Annotated in this window: 9 protein-coding genes, 2 tRNA genes and 1 pseudogene; 2 read left to right on the top strand and 10 right to left on the bottom strand. The window is 57.2% G+C overall.

The genetic code is table 11. From position 1 onward, the window contains the following. Positions 1 to 124 precede the first annotated feature (124 nt). The 6 genes from rbp to AC559A_RS01125 all read right to left on the bottom strand — a co-directional run bounded on the left by rbp (position 125) and on the right by AC559A_RS01125 (position 5,821). Positions 125 to 454: an RNA-binding regulator gene (rbp, locus tag AC559A_RS01100; RefSeq protein WP_028573037.1), complete on the bottom strand. Its 330-nt coding sequence runs from the start codon at positions 452 to 454 to the stop codon at positions 125 to 127. Positions 455 to 817: 363 nt separating this feature from the next. Continuing rightward, a tRNA-Asp gene (locus AC559A_RS01105) sits at positions 818 to 894 on the bottom strand. A gap of 10 nt (positions 895 to 904) precedes the next feature. Continuing rightward, positions 905 to 980, bottom strand: a tRNA-Val gene (locus tag AC559A_RS01110). An 87-nt stretch (positions 981 to 1,067) separates the two neighbouring features. Then, positions 1,068 to 4,592 (bottom strand): PAS domain S-box protein, encoded by a 3,525-nt coding sequence (locus tag AC559A_RS01115; protein ID WP_498815680.1) that lies wholly within the window; start codon positions 4,590 to 4,592, stop codon positions 1,068 to 1,070. Between the two features lie 239 nt (positions 4,593 to 4,831). Continuing rightward, a complete protein-coding gene (locus tag AC559A_RS01120) occupies positions 4,832 to 4,957 on the bottom strand; it encodes a hypothetical protein (RefSeq protein WP_498815682.1) in 126 nt (41 codons plus the stop codon). Between the two features lie 234 nt (positions 4,958 to 5,191). After that, positions 5,192 to 5,821 (bottom strand): LexA family transcriptional regulator, encoded by a 630-nt coding sequence (locus AC559A_RS01125; protein WP_498815683.1) that lies wholly within the window; start codon positions 5,819 to 5,821, stop codon positions 5,192 to 5,194. Between the two features lie 96 nt (positions 5,822 to 5,917). Here AC559A_RS01125 and AC559A_RS01130 point away from each other — a divergent pair, with 96 nt between their 5' ends. After that, positions 5,918 to 6,043 carry a YrrC family ATP-dependent DNA helicase gene (locus tag AC559A_RS01130; RefSeq protein WP_498815684.1) on the top strand — a complete coding sequence of 42 codons (126 nt, stop codon included), beginning with the start codon at positions 5,918 to 5,920 and terminating at the stop codon, positions 6,041 to 6,043. Positions 6,044 to 6,662: 619 nt separating this feature from the next. Beyond that, positions 6,663 to 7,166 (top strand): annotated as a pseudogene (locus AC559A_RS01135) (AEC family transporter); the annotation flags it as partial. Positions 7,167 to 7,303: 137 nt separating this feature from the next. On the opposite strand, the gene AC559A_RS01140 reads toward AC559A_RS01135, so the two are convergent. The 4 genes from AC559A_RS01140 to AC559A_RS01155 all read right to left on the bottom strand — a co-directional run bounded on the left by AC559A_RS01140 (position 7,304) and on the right by AC559A_RS01155 (position 15,547). Then, entirely contained in the window at positions 7,304 to 8,629 is a 1,326-nt protein-coding gene (locus tag AC559A_RS01140) for an ATP-binding protein (RefSeq protein ID WP_498815686.1), read from the bottom strand. A 344-nt stretch (positions 8,630 to 8,973) separates the two neighbouring features. Then, positions 8,974 to 9,954, bottom strand: coding sequence for an LVIVD repeat-containing protein (locus AC559A_RS01145; RefSeq protein ID WP_498815687.1), 981 nt, complete (start codon positions 9,952 to 9,954; stop codon positions 8,974 to 8,976). A 213-nt stretch (positions 9,955 to 10,167) separates the two neighbouring features. Continuing rightward, positions 10,168 to 12,249, bottom strand: coding sequence for an AfsR/SARP family transcriptional regulator (locus AC559A_RS01150; protein WP_498815689.1), 2,082 nt, complete (start codon positions 12,247 to 12,249; stop codon positions 10,168 to 10,170). Positions 12,250 to 12,289: 40 nt separating this feature from the next. Next, positions 12,290 to 15,547, bottom strand: coding sequence for an AfsR/SARP family transcriptional regulator (locus AC559A_RS01155; protein WP_498815691.1), 3,258 nt, complete (start codon positions 15,545 to 15,547; stop codon positions 12,290 to 12,292). Positions 15,548 to 15,689 lie beyond the last annotated feature (142 nt).

Raw genomic sequence — 15,689 nt, forward strand, 5'->3', positions numbered from 1 at the left:
CGATTTCGATTCCGATTCCGACCCCGGCAACAGAATTACTTTTGTGCTGAGTAGTTACAAAAAAAACCGCCCAGGCAGGGATACGGCCTGGGCGGTTTTTTTGATTGAAGAAAAAGGTCGGGTTCTACCAGTCGCGCTGCCTGCCGCCCCCACCACCGGAGCGTCGGCCTTTGCCGCCGCCACCACCGTCAAACCGGGGACGATCTTCCCGAGGGCGAGCCACGTTCACCGTCAGGGGGCGTCCTTGATAATCAGTGCCATGAAACAGATCAATGGCCTTCTGGGCGTCCTCGTCGGAACTCATTTCCACAAAGCCGAAGCCTTTGGAGCGTCCAGAGTCGCGGTCCTTGATGACGGCGACGGATTGTACCGAGCCTGCATCCGAGAACAGAGCGTGCAGATCGTCTTCGGTGGTCGAATAGGAAAGGTTGCCGACGTACAGTTTGTTGTCCATGCGAGAATCTCCAGTTTACGTTAGACCGCGTGCAAGCAAGCAAGACCGGTCGCCCGACAGCGGGCCGCTTTTCAATGTTGTCCTCTCCGCCAAGCCTCAAACCTCAGGAGCAGCCGTTTATTCGGCCCGGGTCCGGCTATTGATCGGAAACCTCGGACCGGGAAGATCAGGCGTGGCTCCCGATCTTCGCACTCCTGATCTCCGGCTACTTGAAAACAAGCAAAGGCACAAGGGGCAAAACCGCTCGGAGAGCGAAAAAATATGTTTCGGGGAATGAAAAGAGCGGATGAGGAGGCGCGCCAACAAAAAAGGCCGGGAGAAAACTCCCGGCCTTTAGCGCAAGCCCGTTCGGGCTTTGAATTCTGGCGGGGCCGACGGGACTTGAACCCGCGCCCTCCGACGTGACAGGCCGGCGTTATAACCAGCTTAACTACGGCCCCGCATATTGTGTGGTGGGCGGAACAGGGATCGAACCTGTGACCCTCGGCTTGTAAGGCCGATGCTCTCCCAGCTGAGCTATCCGCCCATCCCGCCCTGAAGGAAACGGTGTTTATGCAAGAAGCAAGAAAATGTCAATGGGCTTTGTGGATCTGGTTTGAAAAAATGAAGCCGCTCAACTTCGCGGGAGTGTGAAGAAAAAGATCGAGCCAAGGCCTGGAGCGCTTTTCGCCCAAATTCGACCGCCATGTCGCTCCACGAATTCCTTGCACAGGATCAGTCCCAGGCCGCTGCCGGTTTCTCCCTCCGTTCCCGGGCTGCTCGTTTTTCGGGCTAAAGCGAAGATGTTGTTCAAGGTTTCCTGATCCATGCCCACACCGGAATCTTGAACAACGACGGTGGACTCTTGATTCATTTCCTCCGCGACGACGTCCACCTTTCCCCCGCGCACCGTGAACTTGAGGGCGTTGGAGAGCAGGTTGCGGATCACCGTGTTGAGCATGGCCCGGTCCGCGAAAACGACCAATTCCGAGGCCACCATGTTATTCATGGCGACCTGCTTTTGGATGGCCGCCGGACGAAGAAGCCCCATGTTGTTGGCGATCACTTCGCGCACTACGCACGGGACCGGCTCGAATGCCGTCAACCCGCGCTGCATCCGCGACCAGTCCAGTAAATTCTCCAACAACGCGAAAAGATCGCCCACGGTCTTACCCATGATTTTCGCGATCTTCCACAGCTCTTTCGGGGACAGACCACCATCTTCCTCGACCACCATCCTGGCCAATCCCAAGAGCCCGGACATGGGGGAACGCAGGTCATGGGCGATGATGGAGAGAAATTTGTCCTTATCCGCCAGGAGCGTTTTCAATTCCTCACGGTTTTCTTCCAGAGCCTGCTCGGTCTGCTTGCGCTGGGTGACGTCCTCCCGGATCAACACGCCTCCCGCCACCTTGCCTTCCGTGATGATGGGCTCTCCGCGAATACTTGCCCAACCGGAATGTCCTCCCATGAATTCCGGAAAAAGAACTTCTTTGAGTTCGATGCTTTCTCCCCTGAGGATTCTGGCCACTTCTTCGCCGACTCCAGCCTTCACCAATCCCGGCAATTCATGGATGAGTTTCCCTATATAAAAGCTTTTCCCCAGTTTTTCCTGGGCAAACACCTTCATGTGCCAATCATTGACAAAGGTTATGCGGCCCTGGTGATCAAAACGGATGATGGAGATAGGGCATTTTTCAGCAAGCGTCTTGAATTCTTTGTGGCCTTCCCGCAAGACCTGCTCGGCCAGCTTGCGCTGGGTGACGTCGGTCATGGTTATGATGGAACAGCCGTCAGCGAGGCGATTTACTCGAAATTCGACATGTTTGGCTACGCCGTTCGCGCAGGTCACCGGATAGTCCCGGATTGTCTTGGCGGCTTCCAGTGGCGACTGTTTCCAGTATTCCAGGGCCTCTTTTCGCCGTTTTTCGTCCGGATAGGCCAGGTGAAACCAGTCCTCAAGCGTGCGAATGCTGCCGGGTGGGTACCCTGTCATTTCGTGAAATCCGTTGTTGCTCTTCAGGAGGTTGCCCGCCCGATCCCAGACGACGATTCCCAGGGGAATGTTCTCAAACAACCCCTCCAGCAGAGAATACTGACTGGCGATGGTCGCTTCAGATGCGTTGCGCATGATCGCCGCGCCGATGGCCGTGGCAATGATGCGCAGAGCGTTTTCTTCCGCGGGGACCCAGGTCCGGGGGCGGCGCACGGCGTCGAAGCCGAGAAATCCCCAGAAAAAGCCGTCAACGCGAATTGGGACCGCAAGCAGACTTTGGATTTCCTGGGACTCGAGAAGAGCTCGCTCCATTTCCGGGAAACTTCGGACCAACCCCTTGATACACCTTCCGGTTTTCATTTCCCTGAGCCAACGAGGAAAAACTTCGTCATATGAGGCGTTTTGGAGTTCCGGGTTGTCGATCTGAGGGGATATGCCGGGCTTGATCCATTCGAAGATCTGCTTGGTCCTCATCCGGCCGGTCCCTGCTTCTTCCTGGTTTCTGAAGATGTAGACCCGGTCCGAATCGGTGATCCGCCCCAGCCTTGCCAGAATGTCGGAGATCACCTGTTCCTGATCCGCCTCCCGCAGCAGGCTCACCGTGGCTTCGGCCCCCAGTTCCAAGAGTTCGTCACGTTTTTGAAGCGACTCGTTTGCGAGCTTCAATTCCGTAACGTCCATCATCATGATCAGGGTCCCGTTGAACTTCGTCTTGGAGTCGATGAGTGGAGAGGCGGAATGGAAGGTCCAAATTGCGCGTCCATTTTTATGGATCAAGCGGATGAGGTAACGAACAGCATTCCCGGCGCGGTTTTTGGTGGATTGGGCATGCGCAATATCCAAATCTTCCGGATGCACATATGCAAGTGCGAAGGTATCCAGCACCTCCTCGGAGGTGTAACCAAACAATGTCTCAATATTCTTGTTGGCGAAGGTGATCCGCTGCTCCGCGTCCACCATGACGATGCCTTCGTTGGCCGTTTCCAAGACCTGACGATGCAGACGCTCGCGCTGTTCGAGACGTTCATGGATCTCCATGAAAGAGCTCAGGTCGTGGATCGTGACCACCACGCCGGCGACGTCTCCGTTCCTCCGGCAAGGGGTGTAAATAACGTGAACGTATTTGCGGCTGCCGTCCCGGTAGGTTCGCCACTCGTGAAAGGAGCACTGCTCTTCACCGGTAAGCGCTTTTTCGACTCTGGGCCGCATAACCCTCTCAAAGTCCTCCCGGCCCCAATAGTCGATCAGGAACTCAGTCCATTGCCTGCCCTCGACTTCATCGGCCGACACCCCCATCAGGGCTTCATATTGCCTGTTGACCGCGACGATCACGCCGTCGGCGTCGACAAACGCCTGGGCGTCGTGGGAGCTGTCCACCATTTGCTCGAAGATGCGCAGGCCTTTTTCGGCTTGTTTGCGTTGCTCGGCTTCCAGCTTAAACTTGTGCGCTACTTCGGAGATATCTTTATTTTTTTTAGCTACATATGTTTCCAACTCGTCCTGGCGAAGCGTGAGTGCATGATTCAAGGCCATGCAATACGTGACGTCCTGAATGATCAGTTGCGTTGTCGAAGGGGCTTCCGGACTGGTCCGGAATATGTCCGGATTGAGCATCAACTTGTTCTCCCGGTCATGCTTGGTCACGATGTCGACCAAGATGCCGGAATCCGCTTCCCCTTGGAGCGCCTTTTCCAGAAAGCGGGCCGCGGCGTCTTGCTGGGAGGGACGGACATGCTTCAGGAATCGCTTGGCCGTTGGTCTGATGGAAAAAGGCGCGTCTCCAAGCAAGACGTACAAGGAGTCAGACCAGAACGGCTTCAGGTTCGGCCCGCCCAAAAACCAGGTCGCCAAACGGATAGGAGCACACATCCGGTTGCCGGACGGCATGCGGGGTTCATCTTTCGGTGAAAGGCCCGAAGATTCCTGATGTGTCGGAACGTGCTCGAAGTGCAGGAAGAAGTTTAGTGGCGGAGTGTCCAGGGCTAGGGCAAAATCCTGAATCAACGAAAAGGAAGGGGAAGCCTTACCCCGTTCGATCCGACCGACATGCTTCACGCTCAACCCGGCCCGGACCGCCAATTCGGCCTGGGTCATGCCTTTGAGCGTGCGCAAGTATTTGAGCCGGTCGCCAAACGACCGCGAATGCGTTTCGGCTTTGTTCATAATGTTTTTGGGTGCTGGTAATCCTTTTCAGAGTCTGGACGGTTTGTAACAAAAAGAGAACGTGCATGAAACAACCTGGGATGTCCTTTTTGGGATGATTTTGGCCGAAATCTCGCACCCGGCGTCAACATACCCCGCCGGATGGACCGAGGCGGGCGACAAAAAAAACGCCGGAAGATCGAAAAAACGATCTCCCGGCGCTGGATGCGGGTTGTTTTCTGTTGTTCAGCGAAAAGAACTCAACCAACACCCTCGAACAACACGGTGGACAGGTAGCGCTTCTCCGGCTTATCATCATCGGCTTCCTCTGCATCCAGTTTGGTTCGCCGTGTGTGACAGGCGACCGGATCAACTTTGAAAGTCATGGAAGAACCGCCCCTTTGCCCGTCGTCTATTTGAGGTCGTTGATGTCAATCTGCCTGCCGCAATTAGGACAGCGCATCAGCTTTATCATTTTGGCCCTGGGTTGATACAGGTGCCGGACGCCCTTGTTTGTGATCACATATGCCACGGTTATCGGATGACCGCATTCGCAATACCGCTGTTGCATGGTGCTTCTCCTGTATTTACTAATGTTAATGGTCAGGATAAAAAAAATATCAGGCGTAGTTCCGGCTGCTCCACAGCACCCGGCCAATGATCCGCAACGTCTCGATTTCGTCACCCTGGAGCGTCACAGGTTGGTAGCGTTGGTTGGCGCTGTACAGGGTGATCAGGCCGGGGCGGGCCTGGACTCTTTTGATTTGCAAAACATCCAGGTGGCCCAGAACGTAGAGGTTGTTGCTCAGAATCTCCGTCTGGCTCTGGTCGATCAGCACGCTGTCGCCGGGCTCCAACTCGGGAGACATGCTGTCGCCCACCACGTCCATGACCACCATGCTTTCGGGGCGACCTTTCTGTCTGATCCAGGAGCGGGCAAAGGGTATTTCGCCGACAATGTTGTCCTGGACTTCCAGAGATCCGGACCCGGCGCAGGCTTTGGCGGAAACCTTGGGGATGAGAGTGGTTTTGGCCCTGTCGGATTGATACACCGGCCCGGTTCCGGTTTTCAGCCATTCCAGATTCACGTTGAACATGTTGGCCAGGGTCAAGGCCCAGCTTTTGGGCACGCCTCGGGTTTTGGCCAGGGTGATGGCCGGAGGCTCGATGCCCAGCAGGTTGGCCAGGTCTTTCTGGCTGCCGATCTCGGCGACCTGGGATGCGCGCTTAAAGAAGTCGTCGAATTTCATGGGGTGACTATTAACCAAGGTTAATCAGTTGTCAAGCATGTTGAAATCATTCATGTTCACGCATTCAACATCTCAGATTTTCAGAAGACTCCCGCCATGTCCTCCCTGCTCGCCCAGATAGAACGTATCACCTACGCCAACGAAGAGACCGGCTATGCCGTGGCCAAGGTGCATGCCAAAGGGGCAGGGGCCTGGAAATTTGTGAACTCGTATTCACCATGATCCAGCGCAACCTGATCTACACGGGGTAGACACCTTGTAATTCTTGTGGGTACGAAGAAGGCCTTGGCCAGGGCCGTCAGGAACAACAAGACCGGGAAGCGGTATTCCAGTCTGGATGGGAGGTTGCGAGGGATGGGGGGAGCAAAGGATAATCTCTCACAGACAGATGAACATGAAAATTCAAATGCTCAATGACATCATCTAAAAATGCTACCTTTGGCCAACCATGATTCAGGTCATCACAGCGTTGACGCCTATTTTCCTGCTCATATTCCTGGGATGGGTATTCAAGAAACTGGACTTCCCCGGAGTATCCTTCTGGCCAGCGGCGGAGAAGATCACGTACTACGTCTTTTTTCCGGCATTGCTCTTCATCAACACCTATCGCGCACCCTTCGCCGATCTTGAAGTCCTGCCCATAGCCCTCATCATTGCACTGTGCATGGGCATTGTGACTGCGCTCATGCTTGTTTTACGGCCCTGGCTGCCCCTGTCGGGGCCTGCTTTTTCCTCTCTGTTCCAGGGCTCCCTGCGCCCGAACACCTACGTGGGCATTTCCGCCGCGTTTGTACTCCTCGGAGACCAAGGCCTCATCCTGTCAGCAATGGTTATTGCCGTGATGATCCCTTTGAGCAACCTGTTCAGTGTCTGCATCGTTTCCAGATACGGGTCAAACGGGTCCAGGGGGTGGTCCGGCCTGTCCAGCGCCCTGCTTCGCAACCCTCTGATACTGGCATGTCTGCTGGGCATTGCGGCCAATCTGCTCAATCTTCGCCTGGAATTTGGCCTGATGGAATTTATTGTCATCCTGAGCCAGGCCTCGCTTTGTCTCGGTCTTCTGTCCGTGGGAGCGGGCTTGGTTTTTCAAGGAATGCGGAGCAGTGTATGGACAGTCGGACTGGCCAGCACTGTCAAACTGGCTCTTCTTCCTCTCCTGGCAGCACTGGGCGGCTGGATGATGGGATTGGATGCGACAAGCAGGTATGTGATCGTGATTTTTGCCTCCCTTCCGTGCGGACCTGCGGCCTATGTCCTGGCCCGACAATTGGGCGGGGACCACGAATTTATGGCCGAAATCATCACTATCCAGACCATGGCAGCCTTCCTGACCATGCCCGTATTGTTGCGTTTAGTGCATCTTCAGAACGGATTGACTGACAAAAACAGGGAAAAAATGGGCGTTCGCCTGCAAGACCCTCAAGAGCACCAGCGCACCAGGATCTTGGCATTTATCGATAATCCGCGCCAGATTTTCCACAGTTACCGCTCGGGTGATGTCGCGGACGGCGGTTTTTTCTCCAGAGCCTTCCGTACTGCGGATTCCAGTTCCTTCAATTGGTACGGTTTACCGATAAGGCCCATGGCCCCTGATTTCAGTGTTTCTCTAGACTGGTCCTGGGGAGAATAGCCGCTTGCGACGACAACCTTGACCAGGGGATTGAGTTGTAAAAGTTTCTGAAGACATTTGTATCCGCCCATGCCGGGCATGATCAGGTCCAGCAGGACCAGATCGATGGCCTTGCCTCCAGCCTTGAATATCTCCAGGGCTTCCTCGCCGGTAGCGGCGCTGAGCACGGAGTACCCGAAGCCTTCCAGAGCTTCCTGAGTCAGCTCCCGGATTGCTTGGTCGTCGTCCACTACGAGTATGATGGCGTTCCCGATCCGGCACGAGGTTTCCGTCCGCGGTTCCACCATCGGGGTGTCTTCCATTTCCTTGGCAGGCAGGTATATCCTGAAGGTCGCGCCCTGATCCGGCTTACTGGCGCAGTGGATATATCCTCCGTGTGCCATGACGATGCCGTAGGCGGTGGCCAACCCCAGGCCGGTACCCTTGCCCACCTCCTTCGTGGTAAAGAAGGGCTCGAAGATGTGTTCGCATGTTTTTTCATCCATGCCGCACCCCGTGTCCGTGACGCTCAGGAGTACGTGACGTCCGGAGGTCGAACCGGGATGAGCCCTGACAAAGTCGTCATCCAACAGTACATTCCGGGTTTCAATTGTCAGCCTGCCGCCTTCCGGCATGGCGTCCGCGGCGTTTTTTGCCAGGTTGAGCAAGACCTGTTCAATCTGTACAGGGTCTGCAAAAAGAGGCCAAACCAAAGGATAAAGGCGCAGGTCAAGGACAATGTTTTGGGAAATGGTTTGCTCCAACATCCGAACAAGACATTCCACTTCCTGGTTCAAGTCCACGCGCATCCTGCGGGATTCAGCCTTGCGACTGAAAAGCAGAAGTTGCCGGACCAGTTGGCCGGCCCTGTCCAGGGACTTGCTCATGGCCCGGAGTCGGTGCGCATCAGGATGGTCCGCGGGCTTGTCCCGTAAAAGCAATTCCATGTTCCCGCTTATTGCATGGAGCAGGTTGTTGAACTCGTGAGCCACGCCCCCGGCCAGGATGCCCACGGACTCCATCCTGTGCGCCTGGAGCAACTGGGCTTGCAGTTCCTCACGCTCCTTTTCAGCCGCCTTACGTTCAGAAATATCACGCACCACGGCGATGACTCGGTCCTGATCGCCAATGGGTGAGTAGCGCGGGGCGACTTCCAGGGGAAACACGTTCCCGGCGCGCTGCTTTTTTTGTTTTGCCACCGGCTTATTCTTTGACGGCATTCTTGTCGCCCATGGTTCGCTCATTATCCGTCTCATTGCCGTGGGGGGAGAAGAACGTAATGACAAATCCGTCACGGATTGTTTACTTGATGGATGTCAATGTCTCGTGACGAGTGCCCTGCGCATGCCGACACGCTCAGGGCGCGGCTGTTGGACTGTTGTCCATGCGCTCCGCATGGACAACAAAAATGGGGCGAGGATTTTTTCCCCCGCCCCGCCAAGATATGCATCGCCTTCCCTCCCCCTCCCGCGCGGGGTCGTTTCGGCTCGCATGAGGTGGTTCCAAAGAGTTGGCGATGATGATCAGTTCAATGTTTTAAAATCTAACTCCCGGCGCGCTTTTCGCCAACAATCATCCGCAGATCCACGACTTTGATGTCGTTTGTTTCCGCCATGCTCAGGTAGACATGGTCGTCGCGAATACAGACGCCCAAAGCGATGCCGCCCAGGTCCATCCTGCCAAGTTCCTCGATCTGGGTCAGATTGCTGATGTCCTTGACCACCAAGCCGTTCTGGATGTCGGCAACCACCACCCTGTCACCGGAAAGCACGGCCACTGGTGAATTTCCGATCTCGACGGCGGCGGTCATACGCGGCGCGACGGGTTCGGAAATATCGAAGATGTTCATTTTCCGTTCCGAGGTGGTGATGTACACTTGGTTGTCGGCAACGCCCATGGTCCGCGGACGTCCGGGAACATCGACGAACGCGATCTGTCGGGGATCGGCCGGGTCTTGCAGGTCGAGCACGTGCAGACCGCCGTTCAGGTTGGAGAGATAGGCGTGCTCGCCCACGATGCGCAGCCCGTGGATTTGCGAGGGTTGATCCAGGGACGCGACTTCCTTGATGTCCGTCGGCGTGGAAATGTCGAAAATCTTCAACCCCTGATCCGTCACCGTGGCCAGGGCGTAGTGCCCGTGGACGGTGAAGGATCGAATCTCGCCTCCGTACTTTTGATAATTGCCCAGGGACACGCATCGCTCCGGATTGCGGACGTCGAGGATCAACAAGCCTTCCTGGTCGTCCACGATGTAGGCGTAGCCTTCGTGGAAATCCATGTCCAGAATACAGCCGCTCGTCGTCACGCAGCCGATTTCTTGAGGATTCGCGGGGTCTTCCACATTGTAGATCGCCACTCCCTGGACCGTATTGCCCAGGAAGGCGTTGGATCCCGCCATCCGAATGCACGATCTGCCCGTCACGCCGGCGCATTCGGCCAAGCCGACTCTGGGCACGGCCCAATCCGTCAGACACAGTCCCATGACCGCGGCAACCAAGACCATGAGTTTCCATTTCCGCATCATTTCCAACCCTCCTTGCGTTGAGGTGATAAGAAATCGTCGCCTTCCGAGGTCGCGTCGATTCCGGAAGGACGGCTGACGACGTTAACGGACGCGGATGCATAGGTGTAAGCGTTCCGTCACTCTTCCGTCAGGTTATGGAACTGTATCATGGAAAAGGTTTCTGAGAGGTAACAACACGGTTCAGCGCGACTTGATCGTTCGCCGTTCTCTTTCTCATGCTCCCCCGGCTTGTCGGGCCAAAGACGACAAGGCCGGGCCGGGTTGGACGCCGAAATCCTGTTCAAGGTGGAATCGGGCGTTTTCAAAAACTCGCAGGGCGTCGGCCGGATACCCCAGGTGCAGGTAAGCTTCCATGATCAGGGCGAAGATTTGTTCGCTGGCCGAGGAAACCTGTTCCACGCGCAACAGGTGCTCCAGGGCCGTCTCGGCCCGGTCCCTGCGCAGGCATTGCCGAGCCAGGCGGACAACCCCCCGCAGATATTCGTCCCGCAGGCGGCGGCGAAAACCTTCGATCCAGGGAGGGCCCGCCTTGTGCGGCAAAAAGTCTCCGCTATACATTTCGAGTATTTTAGCTAGGTCGTCGTCCGGGGCGTCCTTCTGGTCCGCGAGCCTGGAGCGCAGCGCGTCCGAAAAACGAAGAGCGTCGACGAAGCAGAGGGCCTTGACCACTGAGAGATGGCCTTCGGCGACCACCAACCATTGCAGCCGCTCTCCGGAAATGCCGTCCACGATCTTGCGCAAACGGGACGTGGTCATCTTCAGGTTGGAAGAGGCTTGATCTCCCTCGGCTTCCGGCCAGAGCAGGTCCAGCAGATACTCCTTGGAAACCCTGGTCCCGCCGTGGACGATCAGGGCCTTGAGCATCATTTTCGCTTTGGAATGAGGCCAGGTTCGATCGTATATACGCTTTCCATGGACATACAGGGCAAAGTCTCCCAGCGTAACGACGCGCAACGGAGCGCTCGCGGGGTTCCGCCAGAGGTCAAGCTCCTGAACGGAGGGAAAAAGTCGGCGGCGAAGATCGGCGACGAATCCGGCCGGCCTGCCGGCCAGCGCGAAGCTGTTTCCGTTCGCGCCCAGCTCCTTCCCCAGATCATAATAGTACAAAGCTCGATCTCGACGCCCGTCGTCGAAATGCAGACCGGCCAGTTCCAGTGCTCCGCATCCGGCCAAATAGTTCAAGTCGGAGACCTTCCAGACCAAGACCATTGCCTCCAATACACGCTTGGCCTCCCTCGCTCGTCCCAGATCGATCAGGCATTGAGCCTTGGGCAGAGAGGCAACAACCTCTGCCAAGGGAGTCTGGCACAACTCGCCGCGGGCCAGAGCAGCCTCGGCGTGCGCCAGCCCTTTGGCGGATCGGCCCAAGCGCGAACAGTATGCGCTGATAAAAGCGTGGAGAAAAAAACAAGCGTGCGGATTTCCCTTACCCCCTGTGGGTTGGGACGGATCATCCGAGCCGGGTGAGGATTCCTTGATTTGCGCCTCTTCCCAGGACGAGGGAAATCCCATGTTTCGACAACAGTCTCGTAATGTTACGGCCAGTGGACTCCTGGTCAATTCGTCAGCGGAAAGCGTGTCCTTGGCCGTCAACCCGCGAAGCCCTCGCAGAAGGTCCAGGTAACCACGAAGAAACGTATCGTCGCACTCGTCGTTGTTGATCGTTTTGGATTGCTTCAAAAGAGCGTCCAGTTCCTGGAACCGGCCCCGTAGGTAGAGAACCAAACCGCGTACCACGGAGTTTTGCAACACAACGGTATTCTGCTGGACGTCGGAGGAGGCCAGGGCGAAGTCGCTATCCATGGTCAAGGCCAAGGCTCCGTCGCAGTCGGCGCTGATCAACAGGGCCGTGAGGGCTCGGCAGGTGTACAGATAAGCGGCGTAGACCGGAAAAAGTGACGATTCCAGGGACAGCAACCGGGCTCGGTCGTCCCAGACCTGCATCCGTCGCAGCTTGTTTCCCGAGCGCCAGATGACGATTATGGCGCGACTGGCCACGGCCGCCATTGCCGCATGATCTTTTTCGCGGCTGAACAGTTGATAGGCTTGCTCCAACCTGTCCACGGACTCGCCGTGCTCCACTACCTGTCGGAGAAACGTAAGTCGCGTGGGTCTGGAGATGAGCGGCGGCAACACCAAGAGCGGCTGAATGTGCAGGGCCGCGTGAGACAAACGGCCTTGCGCGAACCAAAGGATTCCGTCCTTCTGGAGGGCGCGGGCGTACATGTCCCATCGCCCGTGTTGATAGTAGGCCCGATACGGAACGGACAGTTTGTTCAGGGGGATGCGGCGCATGTTTAATGGGGGGAGCGGGCGGCGACGGGCGGGACGTCTGTCAGCAAAGCCCCAACGACCTCGCCAGGGTGGACAGTTCGAAAGACGGCGAAACGTTGAACTCCGCTCGCAGGCGTTCCTGGCAGAGCCGCCAGAAAAGGCGTGCTTCGTCGGGACAGCCCGCGCCCGAAGCGCAGCGCATCAACCGCAAGTACACGTCCTCATTCAGGTCGTCCGCGTCCAGGACCCGGAGATAAAAGGTCCGGGCTTCTTTCCAGGCGCCTCTGTTTTCCAGGGCGTCGCCATGCTCGACCACCAGAGCGTGAAACATTCGTCGCAGTCGCTCTCGGGCCGGGATAGTCCAGGAGTAGGCCATGTCCTCGGGAAGCAAGTGGCCTTTATAGATTTCCAGGGCCAGATTGGCCGCTTCCGACGGGTCGGGATCGGATGAGATGGAGGCGCTTGCCGCGTCCGATATCTCCTCCGCCTTGCGGCTTTCGAGACAAAGGCGGGAAAACGCCCGAGTGTCCACCCAGCACAACGCCGGATTCAACATGAATTTGCCGTTGCTGTTTACGATGCTCTCCTTGCTGTCCAACATCTTGCGTAGCCGGGACAGGGTCGTCGCCAGGGCACCGCGGGCCTGCTCCAAGTCGGATTCCGGCCACAACAGGCCACAAAGCTCCTCCTCGCCCATGCCCTGATCGCCCAACACGGCCAGCATCTTCAGCAGGGCCAGGGGGCGATATTGAACCTTGCCTTCCAAGAGAACCGGGCGACCATCGCGGATCAGTTCGAAGCGCCCAAGGGTATGAATGCGGAGAAACCAGGGCCAGTGCACGATTTCCAGAGGCCCTGGTTCGGGAAGCAGGTTATGCCGACGAATCAGAAACGAGGCGTACTCCTTGGCCACGGAGTGCTTCAGAGCCGCCGAACAGAGCACCGACATCATCTTGGGCCGCCAGAGCCAAAAGACGTTCACGTAGCCTTCCCTCCGCCCCAGGGTGAAGGCTTTGGCCAGAAAGCTCAGCCCCGGCTCGCGCCGTTCGCGGACCAGATTGAAATAGGCCGAGCAAAGCAACCACATGAATTGGTGCATGGAACTTCGGGATTTGGCGATGAATGCTTCCAGCTCAGCCATGATCCGCTCGCACTCCGCATCCTCGCCGACCTCGAAACAGGCCAGAGCCAGGGCCAGGGCGAAAAACGGCCATGCGCACTTGGCACCGCTTTCCTCGGCAATGGCCAAGGCTCTACGTGCATGGTGCTCCGCCGGCGCGAACTCTTCGTGATACAGGCAGACCGCCGCGGCGGCGAAGTGATAATATCCCCTGGCGAACCGCCTGCCCCTGGGGACGTTTCTTTCCAGTCTGCTCAGATACCGTTTGGCCTCGGCCCCGTCTCCTTGAGTCAGGGCTCCCAGAACGCCTTGGGCGAGAAGCCTGTCGCGCCAGAACTTCTCGCCGTACGTTCTTCCCTGTTCCAACCCTTCCCGAACCAGATCCAAGGCCGAGTCCCCTCGGCCATTACACACGCTTTGGACAAAAGCCGCGAGACTTTTGGCCTTCAACTGGTGGGCCAACGGCGCATCGGATTGATGCAGTATTCGCTGAATGCTCTCCGAAATCACCCGCAACCGGCAGAGATCTCCCTCCCACATGGCATGGTAGGCGGCGTGAAACCCGGCATGGACGTGCACCTGTCGCGCTCCCAGGGTGGAGACATGGAAGAAGGCCCGGTCCAGCCACGCGGTGATCTGGTCCGATTGCTCCGGCCGTCGATAAACCAGTGCGCCGATCATGCTGGAAGCCGTCCGGATACCCAGAACGGTTGCCGGAAGCGCCAGACCGTCGGCGACCACCTCCTCGAGATCCTCGATCCAGGCATCCAGTCCATGGAACTCGCTCCAGTCGTACAGGAAGGTGTCCACGGCTCCGCACCACGCTCGGAGCATGCCCGTCACGTCCTGATTCCGCCGGAAAGCGTCGAAGGAACAGCGAAACAACGCCCGGCCTTGGGCCTGATCCTTGAGGTACAGACAGTTCCCCAGCCAGTACCGTATCCATGGATCTTCCTCTACAACGGGCTGGGGCAAAAGCGCGATCCATTGTTCCAGAACGGACAATCGACCGTCAGCGGCCAGACGGTCGGCATGGCGGAGGATCAGTTCTTTGAGCCGGGGAAAGTCGCCCGCTTCGGCCAACAGCCTCGCGGCCTCTTCTCTTTTGCCGATGCCGTCCAACTGCTCGGCGCTGCGAACGCGCAACAGCTTCAAATCGTCCACGGAATGCCGCTTCCGGGCCGCCGAACGCAAGAACAAGGCCCACAAGGGGTGCATGCGATATTCAGGACCAGCCGTCGGAGAACGGATGACCAGACAGTTGTCGGCGCGCAGCCGTTCCAGCAAGTCTTCGGCGTTTTCCGTCCCGCTGACGGCCGCGGCCATGGCCGGGGTCATTCGCGACAAAAAAGCGATCCGCAATAAAAAATTGCGGAGGTCGGCGGGGAGCTTTCGGAACAGCTCCACGTCCAGATAATTGAAGACATCCTCCAGCAGCTCCCAAGATGGAGCGCGAGAAAGTGCATCCGAAAGATTGCCCGAACGACGCTCCGAATGATTATTGGACATGCCGGTTTCGCGCCGTAAACCGTCGGCCAGCAAAATCAACCCGGCTACCCAGCCGTCGGCCTTACGGATCAACGCATCCAAGGCCTCATCTGATACGGGGACCCTGCTGAGCAGATCCCTGCTTTCTTGGTCCGTAAAACGCAGATCCTCCCAAGTCAGCAAGGACATGGCCCGATCAACGGCCAACCGTGTAAAATCCTTCGGCGGTGCGCTCCGGCTGGTCACGAACGTCCGAACATCTCCCGGTAGGAAGGCGAATCGTGAAAGGACTGGAAACAGGGCGTTCTCGGTTGCTCGGTCAACCTGGACGCCGTCCAGGACGATCAAGGCGTCTCGCGGCAATTGTGATAAAAGTTTCTGAAAAAGCGGTCTGAGCGGGTCGGGCAGTTCGTCATCCGGCATGGAAGACGGGATGGAGGAGGCTTTTGAAGGGCGGTTCAAAAAGGGAGCGGCGGCTTGCAGAAATCGCGCGGCGAACGTCGCCGGGTCGTGGTCTGAATCGGTTGCATGATACCAGATCAACGGCCTGCCGAGGTCCTGGACGTGCTCGGCGATCAGCGAGGTCTTGCCGGCGCCCGGCGGTCCGGTGACCCAGGTTATGCTTCGGGACGAGGACGCCAGCAAATCATGCAGCCGGCGGCGGGGGATCAAACCGTTGACGTCCGGTGGAGCAAGGCGTGGGTGGGGCATATAAATATTCTCAATGGTTTGCCGTGGACTGAAGAGAGGCGACCTATACGAACAGATAAACGAAATACTCCCCCTTGTGTCAATTACTGAATATATACCGGGATAAAATACTGATCGAGTCAGTATTTATTGTATAGCATCC

Source organism: Desulfonatronum zhilinae, assembly GCF_900182865.1.
In the GTDB taxonomy this organism is placed as follows: Bacteria; Desulfobacterota; Desulfovibrionia; order Desulfovibrionales; family Desulfonatronaceae; genus Desulfonatronum; species Desulfonatronum lacustre.